Genomic DNA, 19,496 nt, shown 5'->3' with positions numbered 1-19,496 from the left:
CGGAGCGCCCCCACGGGATGCAGCCGTACCGAAGCACTGTCTTTCGAGGAGTTCCGCATGTCCGCTCGCGCCCGCCGCCCGGCCGCTGTCGTCGCCGTGCTCGGTCTGCCGCCGCTCGCCCTGACCGTGCTCGGCGCCGCGCCCGCCTCCGCGCACGGTTCGATGGGCGATCCGGTCAGCCGTGTCTCGCAGTGCTACGCGGAGGGGCCTCAGAGCCCGAAGTCGGCCGCGTGCAAGGCGGCCGTGGCGGCCGGCGGCGCACAGGCGCTGTACGACTGGAACGGCATCCGGATCGGCGATGCCGCCGGACAGCACCAGAAGCTGATCCCGGACGGCAAGCTGTGCAGCGCGAACAACGAGGAGTTCAAGGGCCTGGACCTGGCCCGCGCCGACTGGCCGGCGACGAGCGTGCACAGCGGGTCGTACACCTTCAAGTACCGGGTGACGGCCCAGCACAAGGGGACCTTCAACGTCTATCTCACCAAGCCCGGTTACGACCCCGCCAAGCCGTTGTCCTGGTCCGGGCTGGATCTGGCGCATCCGGTGGCGACGGCCACCGACCCGGTCGCCTCGGGCGGCTTCTACACGTTCTCCGGCACGCTTCCCGAGCGGTCCGGCAAGCAGCTGTTGTATGCGATCTGGCAGCGTTCGGACAGCCCGGAGGCGTTCTACTCCTGCTCGGACGTGGACTTCGGCGGCGCCGGCGCGGCACCCACGGGCAACGGCCCGGCCCCGTCGGCCTCCGCGCCCTCCGACCGGCAGATCGCGGCCGGTGCCGACAAGTCGACGATGACGATGCAGCACCACGGTCACGGCGGCGACGACAGCACGAGCACGCCCACCCGGCAACCGGCACGGCAGCCCGCCCAGCAGCCGGGCAACGCCGCCGTGGCCAACGCGCCGAAGGCGGCCGGTGCCGCGAAGAACCTCGCGGAGACCGGCGCCTCCACCGGCACCACGTACCTCGCGATCGGCGGCGCGGCGGCGCTGGCGCTCGGTTCGGCGGCGCTGTTCCTGTCGGTGCGGCGGCGCGCGGCGGGCGGCGCGCACCGCCGGTGAGAACTCCGGGGCCTGTCCGGCGGCTCAGGCCGGACAGGCCCCGGCGGCAGCTCAGCTGAAGGCCGACGCGCAGGTGGTGGCGGTGGCGTCGGCCGGGTCGAGCGCATTGGCCACCTCATGGAAGGCGATACGGTCGAACAGGCCGATCGCGACGTGCTCGGAGAGGTCGAGCGGGCACAGGTCCTGCAGCAGGACGTTGTGGACGTCGGAGCCGCTCAGGTACTGGCTCTGCCAAGGCGTGGCCACCTCGTCGTACTTGGTGGCGATGACCGTGTACTGCACTCCGGGGACGGTGTCGCCGCCCGCGTTGAGCTTGCCGAGGAAGTCGGAGCCGGGGATCTGGTCGGCGAGGCCGGGGGTGGTGGCCTTGATCAGGTCCGCGGCGCCGGGGAAGTACGGCAGCAGGTTGGTGAGGCCGCTCAGCGAGGCGCCGTGGTTGTCGGGGGCCAGGCCGACGAGGGCGTTCACCTTGGCCGCTCCGCCGAGGAACTTCAGGTAGTAGCGGGACATCATGCCGCCCTGGGAGTGCCCGACCAGGTCGGCCTTGGCGGCGCCGGTCGCGGCGAGCACCTTGTCCACGAAGGCCGACAGTTGCTCTGCCGACTTGTCGATGGGGCCGAGGCCGTAGAAGAGGGGGACGCCGGTCAGCTGGCCGTAGTCGAGGGAGTAGACGCAGTATCCGCGGTCCTTCAGGTACGGGGCGAGGGAAAGCCAGTTGTCGACCGAGTTGCCCAGGGTGCCGTGCACCAGGACGACGGGCCGGGGATGGTCGGCGGCGGGCTTGCAGGAGAAGTCGTTCCAGCCACTACTGGGCCCGGTGTCCGCAGCATGCGCCGCGGCGGCGGGAACGGTGGCGACGGCGGCGGCGAGGACCAGCGCGGTGAGGGGTCTGAGGGCTCGCTTCCAGGGCAGCATCGAGTGATCTCCTTGCGGCTCAAGGGAGGTACGACGGCCTTACCCTGTGATCCGGATCACGAGGATGCTGTTCACCCGTCAAGTTACGGGCGAGTAGTGCAGATGTGAAGTTACGCGCCAGTAAAAACTTCCAGTGATAACCAAGGGTCCACCAGGATCTGATGGATCGTCACCAAGCGGGCCTGATCGGACCATGGGGCGCAATCCGCGCCAACCGCTCCGCCAGCACCCGCACTTCACCCTCCCCCAGCAGCCCGGCCCACGCCCCCACGACCTCGGCCGCCGCCTCCTCCGCCGCCCGGGTACAGGCCCAGCCGCGGTCGGTCAGCACGACCAGCCGGGCCCGCGCGTCCTGCGGATGCGCGCGGCGCTCGGCGTACCCCTTGCGTACGATCTCGTCCACCAGCTGACTCGCGGCCTGCTTGGTCACCCCGAGGTGCGCCGCAAGGTCGGTGACGGTGGCCCCGTCCGGGGCGAGCCGGGCGAAGGCGAAGCCATGGGCAGGCCGCACATCGGTGAACCCACGCGCGACGACCCCCTCGTTGATGCGTTGCGTGAGGTCACCGGCGACGGCGAGCAGGGCGGCGGACAGGGCCATGGCTTCGGAGTTCTGCACGGAGGCATTGAAACACCCTTGACGTGACGGTCAAGCAGCTTGACCATATAGTCAAGCCACTTGACCACTTGAACGGAGGCCACCGCCATGCCCGTCGTCCGCTCGTCCGAGGCCACCACCCATGAGATCCACGGCGCCCGCTTCGTCTCGTACGCCACCCCGCTCACCGGGAGCAAGGAACTCTGCGCCTGGCGCGGTGAGATTCCGGCCGGCATCAAGGCGCCCGCGCACACTGTCAGCCGTGAGGAGGTCTTCCATCTGCTCGTGGGTGAACTGCTGATCACCCTCGACGGCCGGACCGAGCGCATCCGCGCCGGTGACACGGTGATCGTCAACCCCGGCGCGACCCTCGCCGTCGAGAACCCCACCGACCACACCGCGCTCTCCTGGGTCACCACCTCCGTCGGCCTGGAAGCGGAGCTGGCGGACGGCACCCGCATCACCCCGCCCTGGGCCAACTGACGTCCGGCTGAACGGAGTTACGCCGCCAAGGTCCCCGGTATCACCGCCCGGGGCCCGAACTTCGCCCGCGCGCGGTCCGCGACCTCCTCGATCCGGCGGACCTTCTCGTCCACGGGGTCGAAGGTGAGCTGGTGGGAGGCCTGGTCGGCGGGGGCCAGGCCCTCGGCGCGCAGGGTGAGCGCGCGGACCCGGGCGCGCTGCAGGCCGAGCGCCTCGTACATGCCGTAGGCCGTCTTCGTCAGGGCCGCCGAGTGCGCGGTCGGCTCCTTCAGGGTGCGGCTGCGGGTGGTGGAAGAGCGGTCGGCGTAGCGCACGGTGAGGGTCAGGGTGCGGCAGATCCTCTCCACCGCGCGCAGCCGGGCGCCCAGCTCCTCGGCGGCCGACAGCAGCGCCCTGCGGTGCCGGCCGGGATCCAGCTCGTCGATCCCGAAGGCCCGTTCGGCCGCCAGCGACCGGGAGACGGCGTTCGGTACGACCCGCTCCCGGTCGATGCCGCTCGCCTTCTCGCGCAGCTCACGGCCCGCCCGCGCGCCGATCAGCCGCTGGAGCGTGGAGAGCGGCGCGCCGGCGACCAGACCCAGGGTGTCCAGGCCGTACTCGCCCAGGGTGCGGGCGGTCGCCGCACCGACGCCGGGCAGTGCGGACACCGGCCGTTCGGCGAGAAACCCGGCGATGCCGGCCGGGTCCTCGGGCACGGCACAGGTCACCCCGGGCCGGGCGTCGCACAGTGCCACACGGGCCAGCATCGGCCCCGGACCGGCGCCGATCATGCAGTCGACGCCGTACCGCGCGAGCGCCCGCACCCGGATCACCGAGGCCAGCTCCACGGCGCCGCGCCCGAAGTACCGTTCGGCACCGCGCAGATCGGCCAGCGCCCCGTCCGGAGGCAGCGCCTCGACGACCGGGGTGAAATCCTCCAGCAACCCGAGCAGCCCCGGCAGAGCCGCCTCGTACATCGGCGGCAGCTGGAAACGTACGCAGAGAATGGTCATCCCGCACTCCCCGGACTCTGGTGCCACAACTTCTTCATCGCCGAAGGCCCTTGCGCGGCCTCCTGGCCCGCGGGCCGCAGATCGGCCCACGGATGCATCGCGTATCCGGTCGGCAGCTGGATCCGCCGCCCGCCGGTCGGATCACCGTCCGCGCCCTCGGCCACCGGCTCCGCGAGCCGCGCCGCCACTTCGTCCAGTCCGCCCGCGGCCCGCAGTTCGACGAGTTCGGCGAGGTCCCAGGCGGCGGAACCCACCACGCTCAGACTGCGCGGCCCGCGCCGCTGCACCACTCCCCGCACCAGCAGCAGCCACGAGTGGAAGACGGTGTGGGCGCAGGCATCGTGCGAGTCGTCGAAGAACGCCAGATCGACCAGCCCCGTGCCGTCGTCCAGCGTGGAGAAGATGACCCGCTTGCCGGAGCGGATCGGCGGGGTCTGGGTGGCCGCCTTGGCGCCCGCGACCAGCACGGTCTCACCGTGCCGCGCCTCGCGCAGCCGGCGCGCGGAGACCACGCCCAGCTCCCCGAGGAACTCCCGGTGGTCGTCCATCAGATTGCGCGAGGCGTCCATGGACAGCACGCCCAGCTCGGCACTGAGCCGCTCCGCCGGGGTGAGGTCGGGCAGCCCGGCCGAAGCGGTCTTCCGCCCACCGGCCAAGGGGAGTTGGCCACCGCCCCCGCCCCGGGCCCCCCGGTGCAGCTCGGCCAGATGCAGCTGCAGATCCCGCCGATTGGCACCGAACGCGTCCAACGCCCCCACCTGGGCGAGCCTTTGGGCCAGCGGACGGCTGGGCCGCCCCCGCTCCCAGAAGTCCACCAGCGAGGAGTACGGCTGCCCGCCCGCGATCCGCCGCGCCTCGGCCTCGCTGATGCCGTGCACATCGGACAGGGCAAGCCGCAGTCCCCACACCCCGGATTCAGACACCAGTTCGATCCGATGAGCGACCCCGGACACATTCACGTCCAACGGCAGGATCGGCACCCCGCGCCGCCGCGCATCGGCCAGCAACAGCCGCTTCGGATACATCCCCGGATCGTGTGTGAGCAGCCCGGCGTAGAACGCGGCCGGGTGATGGGCCTTCAGCCAGGCCGACTGATACGTCGGCACGGCGAAGGCGACGGCATGCGCCTTGCAGAACCCGTACGACCCGAAGGCCTCGATGATCTCCCAGGTCCGCTGAATCGTTTCCGCGTCGTATCCGTTCACCGCGGCACGCTGAGCGAACCAGACCCGGATCCTCCCCTGCGACTCGGGGTCGGACAGCCCGCGCCGTACCGCGTCCGCCTCGGCCCGCCCGCAACCGGTCATGATGTCGACGATGTGAATGATCTGCTCGTGGAAGACGACGACGCCGTACGTCTCCTTCAGCGGACGCTCCAGATCCGGGTGCGGATAACGCACCGGCGCCCGCCCGTGCCGCGCCTCGATGAACGGCCGCACCATGTCGGCGGCGACGGGCCCCGGCCGGAACAGCGAGATGTCGACGACCAGATCATGGAACGTACTCGGCTGCAGCCGCCCCACCAGATCCCGCTGCCCGGGCGACTCGATCTGGAAGCACCCCAGCGTCTCGGCGGACCGGATCAGCTCATAGGTCCCCGCGTCCCCCGGCGGCACCGCGTCCAGATCGATCCGCTCCCCCGTCGCCCGCTCCACTTCGGCGACCGCGTGCGCCATCGCCGACTGCATCCGCACGCCCAGCACATCGAGCTTGAGCAGGCCGAGATCCTCCACGTCCTCCTTGTCGAACTGCGACATGGGGAAGCCCTCGCCACTGGTCGGTACGACCGGCGTACGCCCGAGCAGCGAGGCATCGGACAGCAGCACCCCACACGGATGCATGGCAACCCCGCGCGGCAGCGCGTCCAGTGCCTCGACCAGGTCCCACAACCGCCCGAACTTCTCCTTCTCCCCCGCCAGTTGCCGCAGCTCGGGCAGTTCCTCCAGCGCGGCCCGCGCATCCCGCGCCCGGATGTGCGGAAAGGACTTGGCGACCCGGTCGATCTCACTCGGGTCCATGGACAGGGCGGCGCCCACGTCCCGGATGGCATGCCGCACCCGATAGGTCTCCGGCATCGCGACCGTCGCGACCCGTTCGGTGCCGAACCGGTCGATGATCGCGCGGTAGACCTCCAGCCGGCGCGCGGACTCCACATCGATGTCGATATCGGGCAGCGCGACCCGGCGCTTGGACAGGAAGCGCTCCATCAGCAGCCCGTGCTCGACCGGATCGGCATGCGCGATCCCCAGAAGATGATTGACCAGGGACCCGGCCCCGGACCCCCGGGCGGCCACCCGGATCCCCATCTTCCGTACGTCATCGACCACTTGGGCCACCGTCAGGAAGTAGGAGGCATAGCCGTAGTAGGCGATGACGTCCAGTTCCTCGTGCATCCGCGCCCAGTAGTCCCGGCGGCCGTCATAGCCGCGCAGCACCATGCCCGCCGCCGCCCGCGAGGCGAGCACGCGCTGGGCGGTGCGCCGCCCGGCACCGACGAGATACGCCTCGGGAAAATGAACCGTCCCGATCCCGAGGTCGTCCTCGGGATCCACCAGACACTCGGCGGCGGTCGCCCGGGTCTGCTCCAGCAGCCGATGCGCGACATCCCGCCGATAGCCGGCAGCCTCCACGACCCGCTCGGCGACCCGCGCCATGTCACCCGCGCCCTTGAGCCAGGCCTCGCCCGAGTCCAGCTCCCTGGCGGGGTCGATGGGCACCAGCCGGCGGGCGGCGTCCAGGACGTCGGCGACAGGCCCCGCCCCGGGGTCGGCATACCGGACGGCGTTGCTGAGCACGGGCCGCACCCTCTGCTCGGCGGCGAAGCCGACGGTACGGGCGGCCAGCCGCAGGGACCCGGGCCCCGCGCCCGTACGCCCGTGCCACACGGCTTCGAGCCTCAGCGCGTCGCCGTAGACCTCCCGCCAGGGGACGAGGAGCTTCGCGGCCCGGTCGGGGCGGCCCGCGGCAAGGGCGCGGCCCACGTCGGAGCCGGGGCCGAGCAGCACGGTCAGGCCGTCGGCATGGTTGTCGGGCCAGGTCAGCCGGGGGGTGTCCGGAGCGGTATGGGCGGCGGTGACCAGCCGGCACAGATCGGCCCAGCCCCGGGCGCCGTCCCGGGCGAGGAAGGTCACACGGGGTGTCGACTCGTCGATGAAGGCACCGCCGCGCACCGGGGTGCCGCGCCGTTCCCGGCGTACCGGATCGCCCTCACGTACCCGCGCGGCCCCCTCCACCGCCAGATCGGCACCGAACAGCGGACGGACGCCGGCCTTCGCGCAGGCCTTGACGAAGCGCACCACCCCCGCGACGGTGTCGCGGTCGGTCAGGGCAAGGGCATCCATGCCCCGCTCACCGGCGCGCTCGGCCAGCCGCTCCGGATGGGATGCCCCATACCTCAGGGAAAACCCGGAGACGGTGTGCAGATGCACGAAGCCCGGCACACCCACCTCCCGCACTCGAACATCAGTTCCCTACTGCCACCCCCACCATACCCCTATTCCCGAACATGTGTACGACATCCATTCGGCCGTCTCCCACCTGCGCAAACACCCGCTCACCAGGGCCGCCGCGGACACGACGAAGCCCCGCCCCCACACACCGGGGGACGGGGCTTCGCGGATCAAACGATTCAGCCGATCTGCGCCCCCGTGGCGGACAGCGCAGCGGTGACCGGCTGGAAGAACGTCTCCCCGCCGGAGGTGCAGTCGCCGCTGCCACCGGAGGTCAGCCCGATCGCATTGCTCCCCGAGAACAGCGAACCACCGCTGTCACCGGGCTCGGCGCACACATTGGTCTGGATGAGGCCGCTGACGCTGCCCTCCTGGTAGTTCACCGTGGCGTTCAGCCCGGTGACCGTACCGTCGTGCACATGGGTCGTCGACCCGCTGCGCGTCACCTTCATCCCCACCGTCGCCTCGGCGGCCCCGGTGATCTTCTGGGTGGATCCGTTGTACAGGTCGACCTCGCTCGGGTGGTCCACGCCCGCCGTGTACTTCACGAGCCCGAAGTCCGTCCCCGGGAAGTGCGACTCCGCGTTCTGCCCGATCTCCTTGCCGCTGGAGTCCGACCAGCTGGAGATGTCCGCGGTGCAGTGCCCGGCGGTCAGGAAGTACGGCTGCCCGTCCTTGACCACGTTGAAGCCGAGCGAGCAGCGCCCACCGGAACCGCTGATCGCGTCGCCGCCGGCGATGAAGGGCTTGAACTCCGCCTTCGACCGCTTCAGTTCGGCCTTGCCGCCGAGCCCGTCGACCACCTTGCTGAGCTTGGCCCACTCCGCGCCGGAGACCGTCTTGTCGGCGGTGACGACGACCTTGTTGCTGATCGGGTCGGTCGCCCACGACGTCCCCGGTATGGTCGCGTCCTTCTTCAGCGTCGTCCGCGCCCCGTCGAGCGCGGCGAGCGAGTTGGTGACGAGTCTCGCCTTGGCCCCGGCCGCCTCGACGGCCTTCGCGGCGCCCTGGCCGAGCACGTTGACGACGAGGCTCTTGGCCTGGGCGTCGTAGTAGCTGCCGGCGGCGTCGGAGCCGAGGTTCTTCAGCAGCGTGGAGGCGAGGTTTCCAGCCGCCGGAGCGGACAGAACCTTCACCTGGGGAGCGGACTTCACCGGCTCGCTGGCGTTCGCGTTCTGCAAGGTGACACCCGCTGCGACCAGTGCGGCGATGCCCGCACCGGCCAGGGCGGCCCGCCGCCTGGGTATGCGTCGGTGCTTCAACTCACGTCCTCCTGTGGGGGGATGGTCCGCCGGTTTGTGGGGGTGGCGGACCGGAAGGCTGGTTGGCGAGGGACCACTCTTCCGAACGACACAGGGGGCACACAAGGTTGACTTCAGGACGCGCGTAGAAGGGACTTGCGCACCCCTCCAAACCTTGACTGACCACGGTCACTCCGGGAAATTAACACTGCAAATACAACGTGCAAGGAGCCCTCTGCGGAACGTGACGACAGCGCATGGCTTGTTTTCACCCATCCCCGCAAAGGAAGAGCCCCGCACGGCCCAGGGCGTACGGGGACTCGGCAAACCGGCCGTCAGGGCAGCGTGACCCCGTAGTAGCTCAACGCCTCGGTGACCGGCTGGAAGAACGTCGTACCACCGGAGGTGCAGTCACCGCTGCCCCCGGACGTCAGCCCGTAGGCCACCGACCCCGCGTACAGCGAACCGCCGCTGTCGCCGGCCTCGGCGCACACCGTGGTCTGGATCAGGCCGCTGACGGTCTCACCGCTGTCGTAGTGGACAGTGGCGTTCAGCGCCGTGACCTGCCCGCTGTGCGTACCGGTGGTGGAGCCGCGCCGGTAGACCGTCTGGCCCACGCGCGGCGTGCCCGCACTGGTGATGCTCTGGCTGCCGACCCTACTCGGGTGCGCGATCGAGGAGTTGGTGTACCGCACCAGCGCGAAGTCGTTGCCCGGGAAGCTGTAGTCGACGTTGGTGCCCAGCACCGTGGTGTGGCCGGAGTTGCTGTACCAGGTGGAGGCGGCCTGGCCGCAGTGCCCGGCGGTGAGGAAGTAGTACGTGCTGCCCTTGTGCACGTTGAAGCCGAGCGAGCAGCGGTACTGGCCGCCGTAGATGGCGTCGCCGCCGCTGATGAGCTTGCTGAACCTGCCGGAGGTGTGCTTGATGGTCAGCGCCCGTGCGCCGGCGCCGGCCTGCCGCTCGATCTCGGCGATCGCGGCCTTGGACACCGTGCTGTCGACGGTGACGACGACACGGTTGGTCCTGCTGTCGACCGCCCAGGCCATACCGGCTACGTCGGCCCTGCCGACGGAGTCGCTCGCCTTGGTGAGCTGGGCAGTGGTGAAGTGGTCGTCGCTCGCGTTCGCGGTGGGGGCGGCGAACGCGGCGGCGGCCAGGAAGCCGGTGGCCACGGCGATCAGCCGGGTCCGTCTCGCAGCGCCGTGGTGGGGAGTAGTGCGCTTGATCCTCACTTTTCGTTCCCTCCCAGGGGAAGTCGGGGGCCCGCGTGGGGGACGGGGCCCGTGAGGCGCAGCCAGTGGGGGCGGGACCGGATTCCGAACGCGCTTACCCCTGACAAGCGCTGAGGGGGAGTATTCGGCCGAATGACCGGTCGCCACAAGAGTGCCTTTCGGCCGTAGGACTTTAAACCACTCTTACGCGGCAGCCCTTGACACCGACTCGGCACACTCCTGCACCGACCCGGCACACCCCGCCCTCAGCCCAGCGCACGCTCCCCCGCCCCGATCGCCACGTCCAGCGCATTGCCGGGCGGCGGGAACGGGCAGACGAAGTGGTCGGCGAAGGCGCACGGCGGGAGTTGGGCGCGGTTGAAGTCGACGGTCGTACGCCCCTCGGCGTCCGGCGTCGCCGGATGGAGGAAGCGGAACGGGAAGCCGCTGTCGCCGCTGGTGGCGTCGGTGAACACGGCCCACAGCGACCCGTCACCCTGCTGCGCGACCTGAAGGGTCAGCTCCCGCCCGTCCAGGGTGAAGGCGAGCTCACCGGCGAGGGTGAGCCCGCGCTCGCGCCCGTCCGCGTTGCCCACCCGCACGGTGCGCGGACCGTCGTACGGCGTGAAACGCCCCGGCACCGACCAGCGGGGGTCGTACTCGGTCGCCACGATGCCCTTGAAGGCACGGCGGGCCTCGGCCCCGGGGTCGTAGACCCGCACCCCCCACACGCCCTCCCGGACCAGTACGAACAGCCGCTTCTCACCGAGCGCGACCCGCGCCTGAGCCTCCGGGCCGCGGTCGGCGGCGAGCCGGACCGCACCCGCGAAGGGCCGCCCGTCCAGGGTCAGGCCGTCGGCCTCGACGGCGGTGAGCACCACGCCCTCCCCATCGGCCACCCAAATCCCGGGAATGTCCGGAAGCCGCCCCGCCAGATGATCCTCGACCCAGTGGGTGGCGGTCAGCGCGAGCGGCCCGTAGGGCGCCGAGACCCTCTCGACACGCTCCTCGTGCCACCGCTGCCATGCGTCGGCTGCGTCCGTCGTCATGCCGTGTTTCCTTTCCTCCGCGATCGGCCTTCCCCCACCGGGTGGGACAGCCCGAGATGGGAGCGAAGGGTGACACCCTGGTATTCCGTGCGGAACACGCCGCGTTCCTGGAGCAGTGGCACCACCCGGTCCACGAACTCCTCCAGCCCGCCGGCCGCCAGCAGGAAACCGTCGGCGGCCCCCTCGCGGACCAGGGCGTGCAGGTCGGAGGCGACCGAGTCGGGCGTGCCGACGAAGGACTGCCGGCCGCTCGCCTCGATCACGGTCTCCCGGCTGGACAGCCCCTTCTCCTCCGCCAGCGCCCGCCACCTCTCGACGCGTGCCAGGGTGTCGCCGTCCCGGCGCCGAGGGGCGAGCGCGGGCAGCGGGCCGTCGAGGTCGTGGCCGGAGAGGTCCACACCCCAGAGCCGCTCCAGCGCGTACCGCGCATACCGCGGGGTGACCCGTCGCCGTCTGATGCCGACGGCCCGCTCCTGCGCCTCGGCGGCGGTGTCCCCGAGGACGACGGTGACGCCGGCCATGACCCTCAGGTCCTGCGGAGCCCGGCCGGCCGCGGCGAGCCGTCGTCCGATGCCGGCACGGCGGGCGCGGGCCGCCTCGGGCGAGCCGTACGGGACGAGGAGGACGTCGGCCGAGGCGGCGGCCGGCTCCCGCGCCGCCTCGGACTCCCCCGCCTGGATGATCACCGGCTGCCCCTGCGGGGAGCGGGGCAGTGCGAACTCGCCCGCGATGTCGAAGTGGCGCCCGCGGTGCGCGAACGGCCGCGGCGTCCCGTCGGACGTCCAGGAGCTCCACAACTTCCGTGCGACGGCGAGGAGTTCGGCGGACCGGGCTTCGGGATCCGGCCGGCCGCCGGAGCGGAAGTTCGCGCCGGCCCGGGCGTCCGGCGCGGGTACCGCGTGCCAGCCCGCCCGGCCGGCGCTGAGCTGGTCCAGGGTGGCGAGCCGGCGGGCGAGTTCGTACGGCTCGCCGAAGGTGGTGTGCACGGTGGCGGCGAGCCCGAGCCGTTCGGTGACCCCGGCGAGCGCGTTCAGCACGGCGACCGGCTCCGGTCCGCCCGCCGGGTCGAGGTCGTGCAGGCGCCCCCGGTGCTCGGGCAGCCGCAGCTCCTCGCCGAGCAGCAGGAAGTCGAACCGCCCGCGTTCGGCGGTGCGGGCGAGTCGTTCGTAGGAGGGGAAGGCGAGCCGTGCGCCGGCGCACGGCTCAGCCCACCCGGCGGCGTCCTCGGCCACCGGGAACCGGACCGCCAGATGCATCTGCCGCGGTGTCATGACGCGCCCCCGGTCACAGCGCTCCCCCGGTCCCGGCGTACTGATGGGCGGGCCGGCCGAGCCCCAGGTGCTCGCGCAGCGTGCTGCCCGGGTAGAAGGTGCGGAACAGGCCCCGGTGCTGGAGCAGTGCCACCGTGCCGTTGACCAGCCGCTCCAGGTCGCGGCGCGGCTCGACGGGGACGAGGTGGAAGCCGTCGGTGGCACCGTCGGCGTGCCAGCCGGCGACCAGTTCGGCGAGGTCGACCGGGCCGCCCCGGTACAGCGGGCCCCGCACGGTGGGCCGTGGGCCCCCGCCGCCGTGGCCGGGCTCGGCGGCGCGTTCTCCGTCGCCGAGGTCGACCAGCAGGCTCACCAGGACCCGTACGCCGTCCGGATCCCGCCCGGACCGGGCGGCCAGAGCACGCAGTTCGTCGCGTACGGCGGTGGCCTGCGCCGGGGTCGCGGCGCGGACCAGGGCCACGTCCGCGTGCCGCGCGGCGACGGTACGGGCGTGGCGCTCGGTGGCGTCGACCACGCGGACGGGGTGGCCCTGCGGCGGCCGGGGCATGGTCGAGGGGCCCCGGACGGAGAAGGCGGTGCCGGTGAAGTCGACGCGGTGCAGCTTGTCCCGGTCCAGGAAGCGGCCCCTCGGCACGTCCCGGATCTCGGCGCCGTCCTCCCAGCTGTCCCACAACTTCGCGGCCACATCGGCGACCTCACCCGCCTCCCGCCACAGCGCATCGGGCGGCGCGGCCGGACGGCGGCCGAAGAGCCGGGCCTCGTCCTCGCCGGCGGACACGTCGATCCGCCAGCCGGCCCGGCCGCGGCTGATCCAGTCCAGGGTCGCCACGGCGGCCTGCACCCGGAAGGGCTCGGTGTGGGTGGTGGTGACGGTCGGGACCAGGCCGATGCGCCGGGTCGCGGGCGCCACCCGGGACAGCACGCCGAGGGCGTCGGGCCCGGGCCGGCCGAAGGAGTCGTCCAGTGTCACGAAGTCCAGCCCGCCGCGCTCGGCGAGCCGGACCAGCTCGGCGTACGGCTCCGCGCCGAAACAGCCGGCGAGATCGACGGCGGCGGCGAGATGCAGCAGCCCCCGGCCGTGGCGCGCGCTCACCTCGACGCTCCCGGCACGGCGCGACCGACGGCGATGCCCACCCTCACAGCACCTTCGCCAGGAACGCCCGGGTCCGCTCCTGCCGCGGCCGGTCCAGGACCTCGCCCGGCGGACCCTGTTCGACGATCCTTCCGTCGGCCATGAACACCACCGTGTCGGCGACCTCACGGGCGAACGCGATCTCGTGGGTGACGACGATCATCGTCGTGCCCCGGGCGGCCAAGTCCCGGATGACGTCGAGGACTTCGCCGACCAGCTCGGGATCGAGCGCCGAGGTCGGCTCGTCGAAGAGCAGCAGCTTCGGCTCCAGCGCGAGGGCCCGGGCGATGGCCACCCGCTGTTGCTGCCCACCCGACAGCTGCCGCGGATAGGCGTCGGCCTTGTCGCCGAGTCCCACCCGCTCCAGCAGCCGGCGCGCGCCCGCCACCGCCTCCTTCCGGGGCCGTTTCAGCGCGGAGACCGGCGCCTCGACGACGTTGTCCAGGACCGTGAGGTGCGGAAAGAGGTGGAAGTTCTGGAACACGAAGCCGATCCGGGTGCGCTGCCGGAGCACCTCGCGCTCGGGCAGCTCGTACAGCTTGTTCCCGACGCGCCGGTACCCCACCAGCGCGCCGTCCACGCTGATCTCGCCCCGGTCCACCTTCTCCAGGTGGTTGACGGTGCGCAGCAGCGTGGACTTGCCGGAGCCGGAGGGGCCGAGCACGACGGTCACCTCACCGGCGCGCACCTGGAGGTCGATGCCGTTGAGGACGTCGAGCGAGCCGAAGCTCTTGTGCACCGACCTGATGTCGACCATGACTGTCATCGAGCGAGTTCCTTCATCTGTGAGGTGCTCAGGAAGGCCAGTACCGCGCGGGCGGTGGCGTCGTTCTGCCGGAACGCGGCCCCTCCGGTGCGCGGCCGGGTGAAGGCGCCGGGGGTACGGGCGTCGGTGTACGGGCCGAGGGCGAAGCGGCGGGGATGCGGGCGTCCGGCGCCGTCGAGGATCCGGCCGTCGCCGGGGTCGGTGCGGAGCAGTCCGTCGGGGGTCTCGGCGGCGCCGTCGGCGTGCAGTTCGCGCAGCAGGCTGTCGCGGGCCCGGCCGACGGTGGGCTCGGGCAGCCGGGCCTCGACCAGCGCCCGGGCCTCGACCGAGAAGCCCGGCACGGTGGGACTGGCGGCCCGGAACACCCCGTTCTCGGCGCTGACGGTCATGCCGGCGCCGACGAACCTGAGCAGGCCGGCCCGGGACAGCGCGAGCATCTGCCGCAGCCGGGGTCCGGGCGGCCCCGATGCCAGGTAGCTGAAGAAGCCGTGCCACCAGGGGCCGGTGTTCCCGAGCCGCACGAGCTGGCCGTAGACGGAGAGCAGTCCGAGGAAGACGCCCAGATCCGCGCTGTGGGCCGGGTCGTGCCGACGGTCCAGGTCGGCCTCGATGTAGGCCCGCAGGCCGTCCTGGAACGCCTCGTGCGAGGCGTAGCGGACCCCGTCCAGCGGGTGGTCGAGCGCGGCGAGGTCGAGGCGGTCGGCCGGGTCGGGTACGGCGGCGGCGACGAGCGCCCGGATCTCGGCGGGGTCGTCGGCGGCCGCGTACTTCTCCTCGAAGTCGGCCCAGGCCGTCGCCGTGCGCTCGGTGTGGGCGGTGAACAGCCGGTGGTAGTGGGCGAAGCCCAGCTCCTTCGCCACCAGTGGCCACACATCGCGCCGGAAGTCGAAACCCTCCGGCCGGGCCAGCAGGTCCTCGATCGCGGCCGGCCCGAGGAAGCGGGGCAGCGGGGGCCGGTCACCGGTCCAGCCGTAGCCGATCTTCGCGTGGTACGGCACTCCGCGCCGCGAGCCGACGTAGAGCACCGGCTCCCGTCCGGAGGGCACGTAGGTGTCGCCGTCGTACCGCCCGCCGCGGCCCTCGGTGAGCAGCACCATCAGGTCGACGAAGGCCAGCCCGAAGCCCCGGACGAGGACGGGTTCGCCGGGCCGCAGCGGGGACAGGTCGCTGTCGGCGGTGAAGTCGGGCGGCAGGTGCACCAGGCCGTGCTCACGGGCGTAGGCGGCCAACTCGTCCTGTTCCACGTCGAGTTCGGCATCGAGGTGGCCGAGGGCGAGGATCACCAGGTCGGCGAGGAGGGGGCGCGGGCGGTCCTCCAGCCACACCTGCTGGCGGCCGTCGCGCGGGCCGCGGATGCGCAGGGCGCGCCGGGGATGGTGGTGGACGGTGATCTCCGGCGGCAGATCGGCGCGGGCCCGCTCGTACACCCAGCGCAGATAGCGGCCCTGGAGCTGCCGGTCGGCGAAGGTGCCGCCGTCCACTGCGGCCCATTCGTGCAGGGTGGGGCCCTCGCGCACGGGTCCGTCCATGGTCACCGTCTCGTCGGTGAACATGGTGACGTCCTCGGCGTGCGAGTTCATCCAGAGCAGCGGCGACTGTGCCTGGCGCCAGATGCGGCCGCCGCCCGGCGGATGCGGGTCGACCAGATGGATGTCGAGTCCCGAACCGGCATACAGCTCCGGGACGTTGGCGGCGATACGTTCCAGCAGTCCGGTCCCCCGCGGCCCGGCTCCCACGATCACCAGCTGCGGCCTCATCGGGCGTGCCCCGTGCCGCGCGCGTAGTACTTCTCCACGAAGTGCTGGCCGAGGCCGAGCAGTGAGGTGACGACCGCGTACCAGAGGGTCGCGACCATCAGCAGCGGGATGACCTGGTAGGTGCGGTGGTAGATCAACTGGGCGGAGAACAGCAGGTCGTTGACGGCGATGACGCTGACGATCGAGGTGCCCTTGAGGGTGCCGATGAGCATGTTGCCGGCGGGCGGCACGATGGCGCGCATGGCCTGCGGCAGCACGATCCGCCACCAGCGCCGTGACCGGCTCAGGCCCAGCGCCTGGGCGGCCTCGATCTGGCCGCGGTCCACGGAGAGGATGCCGGCCCGGACGACCTCGGCGGCGAAGGCGGCCTCGTGCAGGGTGAGTCCGACGATCGCGACGGCGACCGGGGTGAACAGGTCGACGGTCCGCACCCCGAACACCTGCGGGTACAGCGCCCCGATGTTGAACCACAGCAGCAGCTGTACCAGGATCGGGATCGACCGGAACAGCCAGACGTAGCCCCAACTTACCGCTCTCAGCAGCGGGTTGGCGGACAGCCGGAAGGCGGCGAGCAGGGTGCCGAGGGCGAAGCCGAGGACCATCACGACGGCGGTCAGCCACAGCGTGAGCCAGAGCCCGCGCAGGATGGAGTCCGAGGTGACGTAGCCGGCGACGACGTCCCACTGGAACGCCCGGTTGCGCAGGACGGAGTCGACTGCGAGGACGAGCAGGGCGAGGACGACGACGGCGGCCGCCCACTGGCCGTACCGGCGCTGCGGGACGATCCGCGGGGCGTTTGCCGGCCCGGGTTTCTCCGGCGCGGTGGGGGCTTGGGCGAGGGTGTCGGATGACATGCGAAGGCTCCGTGACGCGTGGGTCGTCAGAACGGGGTGGTGCCTTCACACGGGCGCGCCGAGCGGCGCGGATACGGCCGAGCCCCTCAGCAGGGCCGTACCCCGAGAGTACGTGGGCGTTTCCGCGCGCTGTCAAGGCTGTCCGGACTGTGAGCCGTACGTCTCACGTCAGTTGACGCGGAACCGGATGCCTGTTCCACTTGGCCTATGCATCCACAGCAGTGGCTGGTCACCCGCTCCCACATCGACTTCGGTCGCGTGTGGTCCTGTTCCTGTTGAGCTGACCCCCTGCGTATGCCGGCCCGTCGGCCGGCGTCATCGCGTTCTCCCTTCTTTCGGCACGCCTTTCACCACGCCTTCACACGCGCACCCCTCCCCTCGCGCTTCCGCACACCGCTGCTCACAGGAGACCGCTTCCCGATGCGTACGCGTCTTTTGCTGCCCTTTGTCACGATCACCTCGGCCACGCTGTTCCTCACCGCCTGCGGCTCCGGTTCCGGGGGCCCGGGCGGGACGGCCGCCTCCGGAGTGGCGGCCGGGTCCGACGACGTGCCCACCACGGACGTCGTCTCGGCCGAGAAGAAGGACGCGGCGGCGGCGAGGCTGCTGCCCGCCGGCACCACGCGCCTCACCGTCGCCATCAGCGTCGGCGGCACCCCGCCCGGCACCACCTATCTGTCCGACGGCAAGACGCTGACCGGCCAGGACGTCGACTTCGCCAAGGCGGTCGCCCGGGTGCTCGGCATCGAACTGAAGGTGGAGCAGGCGAGTTTCGAGGCGATCCTGCCCGCGCTGGACAGCGGCAAGTACGACTTCGGCGCGAGCAATTTCGGCGTCACGGACGAGCGCCGCAGGACGATCGACTTCGTCACCTACATCAACGACGGCCAGGGCTTCGCCACCCGCAAGGACAGCACACTCTCCAAGATCACCGACCTTCGGCAGCTGTGCGGTCTGAATGTCGCGACCGGCGCCGGAACGACCTTCGAGGCCACGCTGGAGGAGAACAAGCACGTCTGCACCGACGCGGGCAAGAAGCCGTACCAGGTGCAGACGTACGCCGATCCGAGCGCGATCTGGTCGTCCGTCCAGCAGGGCCGCAGCGACATCGTGATGTCCACGATCAACGGCCTGCGTTACGCCGTGGCTCACCAGCCGGGGCTGAAGTTCCTCGACGAATACCACCGCCTGGACGTGGGCTTCGCCTTCAAGAAGGGCACCAGGCTGGCCCCCGCCTTCCAGGGGGCGGTGAACAAGCTGCTGTCCGACGGCACTTACGGCAAGATCCTGAAGAAGTGGGGGACGACGGGCTCGGCCATCACCACGTCGCGGATCAGCCCGCCGGAACTGAAGAGCTGAACGGCATCGTCACAGCCCGCAGTCACAGCCCGAGCAGCATTCACAGCACTCGCAGCACTCGCAGCACTGACAGGCCTCGCAGCACGACGTGTCGCAGTCGCAGTCGCAGTTGGCGCAGCAGCCCTCGCGCCTCTTCCGCGACCAGGGGCCCTCGAACTCGTCGGCGCAGCACACCTTGCAGGTGCAGCACAGGCCGAGGGCGGCCGCGCAACCCGCCCAGAAGCCCCGCTTGTCCGGGCCCGGCGGCTGCCCGCCGAAGGGATGGCCGTACGGGTGCCCCGGCGCGTCGGGCGTGTAGTGGCCCGGCGGCGGTCCGAAGGCGGCCTCGGGCGCGTGTCCGCACGAGGAGGTGCCGAACGCCCGGTCCACCGACCGCCCCAGCTCGTGCACGAGCAGCAGATGGACGAGCTTGCCGTCGGTGAACTCGGCCTCGCGCAGGGCGAGCCGGATGCCGTGCAGGGCGTCGTCGGCGAGCCGGCGGGCCTCGGCCCGTGAAGTGCCCGTGGCGGTGAGGGGGTTCCAGGCGCCCGACAACGCGTCGGTGTGCTGGTCCTCCACGGCGTCCAGCAGATGCGCGAGCCGCCCGAAGAGACGTCCGGCCTCGGCGAGCGGCTGTGCGTTGCCCGGCCGTCCGGCCAGTACCGCGGTGTGGGCGAAGGCGGCGGCGGTCGCGGTCTCGGTCGGCTCGGTGACGGAAAGGATCGGTGTGCCGTACCCGGCGAGGGTCTCCAGGCCGAGCTGCCGGTCGACCGCCTCGACGAGGACACCGGTGTCGAAGCCGACCGCGGCGCCGCTGCGGGCACCGGCGTTGCCCCAGCCCGCGGCGACCCGGCGCGCGGCGGCGGCCACCGGTCTGCGGGCCAGCAGCCCGTCCCCGTCGGCGACATGGTCGCGGACCTTGGCCGCGGCGAGCACCAGCGAGACGGCCGCGGCGAGCCGCGCGCCCTCGCCCTGGGCGACGGACGCGGTACGCATGCCACGCAGCGCACACGGCCCGGCCGTACGGCGGCCGTCGAGGGTCGGACCGGTCTGAGCATCCGTCAGAACCGATATGAGCAGGCCGTCATAGTTCGTCACGATGCGTGCGAACTGCCCGTGGTCGCGGCGCAGTGCGAGACAGAGCCCGCACAAATGCGCCATCCATTCGGTCTTGAGACGTTCACCGAGCCGATGAGCGCACGGTCTGACGATTCCGAACACGACGATCCCCCGTGGTGTGGTACGACGTTGGCATTCACCCGTACGCGCCGGTGATCACCCATCCGCCGCCGACAATCATATTTCACTCTCAGTCAGCAGCCGTACGAGTCTGGACCCTTGGGATACAAGGACTCTCGACGGATCGGTTGTGCACCAGTACCGT

16 protein-coding genes are annotated in these 19,496 nt (G+C 71.6%); 3 read left to right on the top strand and 13 right to left on the bottom strand.

All coding sequences use genetic code 11. The features are described from left to right. Positions 1-57: 57 nt before the first annotated feature. On the top strand, positions 58-1,059 hold the full coding sequence (locus AB5L52_RS34015; protein ID WP_369367532.1) for a lytic polysaccharide monooxygenase: 1,002 nt from the start codon (positions 58-60) through the stop codon (positions 1,057-1,059). 51 nt (positions 1,060-1,110) lie between these two features. On the opposite strand, the gene AB5L52_RS34010 is transcribed toward AB5L52_RS34015, so the two are convergent. Together AB5L52_RS34010 and AB5L52_RS34005 are read right to left on the bottom strand one after the other, a co-directional pair. After that, positions 1,111-1,974, bottom strand: coding sequence for a triacylglycerol lipase (locus AB5L52_RS34010; RefSeq protein WP_351022225.1), 864 nt, complete (start codon positions 1,972-1,974; stop codon positions 1,111-1,113). Positions 1,975-2,143: 169 nt separating this feature from the next. Continuing rightward, positions 2,144-2,590 carry a MarR family winged helix-turn-helix transcriptional regulator gene (locus AB5L52_RS34005; RefSeq protein ID WP_369367531.1) on the bottom strand — a complete coding sequence of 149 codons (447 nt, stop codon included), beginning with the start codon at positions 2,588-2,590 and terminating at the stop codon, positions 2,144-2,146. A gap of 87 nt (positions 2,591-2,677) precedes the next feature. Here AB5L52_RS34005 and AB5L52_RS34000 point away from each other — a divergent pair, with 87 nt between their 5' ends. Then, entirely contained in the window at positions 2,678-3,052 is a 375-nt protein-coding gene (locus AB5L52_RS34000) for a cupin domain-containing protein (RefSeq protein ID WP_369367530.1), read from the top strand. Between the two features lie 17 nt (positions 3,053-3,069). Here AB5L52_RS34000 and AB5L52_RS33995 read toward each other — a convergent pair whose 3' ends face one another. The 10 genes from AB5L52_RS33995 to AB5L52_RS33950 all read right to left on the bottom strand — a co-directional run bounded on the left by AB5L52_RS33995 (position 3,070) and on the right by AB5L52_RS33950 (position 16,774). After that, on the bottom strand, positions 3,070-4,044 hold the full coding sequence (locus tag AB5L52_RS33995; protein WP_369367529.1) for a hypothetical protein: 975 nt from the start codon (positions 4,042-4,044) through the stop codon (positions 3,070-3,072). After that, a complete protein-coding gene (locus AB5L52_RS33990; RefSeq protein ID WP_369367528.1) occupies positions 4,041-7,484 on the bottom strand; it encodes a DNA polymerase III subunit alpha in 3,444 nt (1,147 codons plus the stop codon). The genes AB5L52_RS33995 and AB5L52_RS33990 overlap by 4 nt, the downstream gene beginning before the upstream one ends. A gap of 188 nt (positions 7,485-7,672) precedes the next feature. After that, positions 7,673-8,755 carry a S1 family peptidase gene (locus tag AB5L52_RS33985; RefSeq protein ID WP_351022233.1) on the bottom strand — a complete coding sequence of 361 codons (1,083 nt, stop codon included), beginning with the start codon at positions 8,753-8,755 and terminating at the stop codon, positions 7,673-7,675. Positions 8,756-9,069: 314 nt separating this feature from the next. Beyond that, on the bottom strand, positions 9,070-9,966 hold the full coding sequence (locus AB5L52_RS33980) for a S1 family peptidase (RefSeq protein ID WP_369367527.1): 897 nt from the start codon (positions 9,964-9,966) through the stop codon (positions 9,070-9,072). Positions 9,967-10,211: 245 nt separating this feature from the next. Beyond that, a complete protein-coding gene (locus AB5L52_RS33975; protein WP_369367526.1) occupies positions 10,212-10,994 on the bottom strand; it encodes a DUF1684 domain-containing protein in 783 nt (260 codons plus the stop codon). Next, entirely contained in the window at positions 10,991-12,265 is a 1,275-nt protein-coding gene (locus tag AB5L52_RS33970) for an NtaA/DmoA family FMN-dependent monooxygenase (RefSeq protein ID WP_369367525.1), read from the bottom strand. Before AB5L52_RS33970 ends, AB5L52_RS33975 begins: the two co-directional genes overlap by 4 nt. 13 nt (positions 12,266-12,278) lie before the next feature. Further along, complete coding sequence (locus AB5L52_RS33965) at positions 12,279-13,358, bottom strand: LLM class flavin-dependent oxidoreductase (RefSeq protein ID WP_351022241.1); 1,080 nt, start codon at positions 13,356-13,358, stop codon at positions 12,279-12,281. 43 nt (positions 13,359-13,401) lie between these two features. Further along, positions 13,402-14,163, bottom strand: coding sequence for an amino acid ABC transporter ATP-binding protein (locus tag AB5L52_RS33960; RefSeq protein ID WP_369367524.1), 762 nt, complete (start codon positions 14,161-14,163; stop codon positions 13,402-13,404). Next, complete coding sequence (locus AB5L52_RS33955; RefSeq protein ID WP_369367523.1) at positions 14,160-15,920, bottom strand: FAD/NAD(P)-binding protein; 1,761 nt, start codon at positions 15,918-15,920, stop codon at positions 14,160-14,162. The genes AB5L52_RS33960 and AB5L52_RS33955 overlap by 4 nt, the downstream gene beginning before the upstream one ends. Continuing rightward, the gene (locus AB5L52_RS33950) at positions 15,917-16,774 is read right to left on the bottom strand and encodes an amino acid ABC transporter permease (protein ID WP_369367522.1); all 858 of its coding nucleotides are present in this window, start codon (positions 16,772-16,774) and stop codon (positions 15,917-15,919) included. Before AB5L52_RS33950 ends, AB5L52_RS33955 begins: the two co-directional genes overlap by 4 nt. Before the next feature lie 420 nt (positions 16,775-17,194). Here AB5L52_RS33950 and AB5L52_RS33945 point away from each other — a divergent pair, with 420 nt between their 5' ends. After that, positions 17,195-18,133: an ABC transporter substrate-binding protein gene (locus tag AB5L52_RS33945; RefSeq protein WP_369367521.1), complete on the top strand. Its 939-nt coding sequence runs from the start codon at positions 17,195-17,197 to the stop codon at positions 18,131-18,133. Between the two features lie 9 nt (positions 18,134-18,142). On the opposite strand, the gene AB5L52_RS33940 is transcribed toward AB5L52_RS33945, so the two are convergent. Next, entirely contained in the window at positions 18,143-19,333 is a 1,191-nt protein-coding gene (locus tag AB5L52_RS33940; protein ID WP_351022254.1) for a DUF5685 family protein, read from the bottom strand. Between the last annotated feature and the right edge of the window lie 163 nt (positions 19,334-19,496).

The sequence above is a fragment of the Streptomyces sp. CG4 genome (genome assembly GCF_041080655.1).
GTDB lineage: Bacteria > Actinomycetota > Actinomycetes > Streptomycetales > Streptomycetaceae > Streptomyces.
Note: the sequence above shows the minus strand (reverse complement) of the source record. Positions and strands in the feature narration are given on the sequence as shown.

Excerpts from the sequence above, each read along its gene's own strand:
- AB5L52_RS33970 (WP_369367525.1), bottom strand. The coding sequence starts at position 12,265 with ATGACACCGCGGCAGATGCATCTGGCGGTCCGGTTCCCGGTGGCCGAG.
- AB5L52_RS33955 (WP_369367523.1), bottom strand. The coding sequence starts at position 15,920 with ATGAGGCCGCAGCTGGTGATCGTGGGAGCCGGGCCGCGGGGGACCGGA.
- AB5L52_RS34010 (WP_351022225.1), bottom strand. The coding sequence starts at position 1,974 with ATGCTGCCCTGGAAGCGAGCCCTCAGACCCCTCACCGCGCTGGTCCTC.
- AB5L52_RS34000 (WP_369367530.1), top strand. The coding sequence starts at position 2,678 with ATGCCCGTCGTCCGCTCGTCCGAGGCCACCACCCATGAGATCCACGGC.
- AB5L52_RS34015 (WP_369367532.1), top strand. The coding sequence starts at position 58 with ATGTCCGCTCGCGCCCGCCGCCCGGCCGCTGTCGTCGCCGTGCTCGGT.
- AB5L52_RS33960 (WP_369367524.1), bottom strand. The coding sequence starts at position 14,163 with ATGACAGTCATGGTCGACATCAGGTCGGTGCACAAGAGCTTCGGCTCG.
- AB5L52_RS33975 (WP_369367526.1), bottom strand. The coding sequence starts at position 10,994 with ATGACGACGGACGCAGCCGACGCATGGCAGCGGTGGCACGAGGAGCGT.
- AB5L52_RS33945 (WP_369367521.1), top strand. The coding sequence starts at position 17,195 with ATGCGTACGCGTCTTTTGCTGCCCTTTGTCACGATCACCTCGGCCACG.
- AB5L52_RS33995 (WP_369367529.1), bottom strand. The coding sequence starts at position 4,044 with ATGACCATTCTCTGCGTACGTTTCCAGCTGCCGCCGATGTACGAGGCG.
- AB5L52_RS33950 (WP_369367522.1), bottom strand. The coding sequence starts at position 16,774 with ATGTCATCCGACACCCTCGCCCAAGCCCCCACCGCGCCGGAGAAACCC.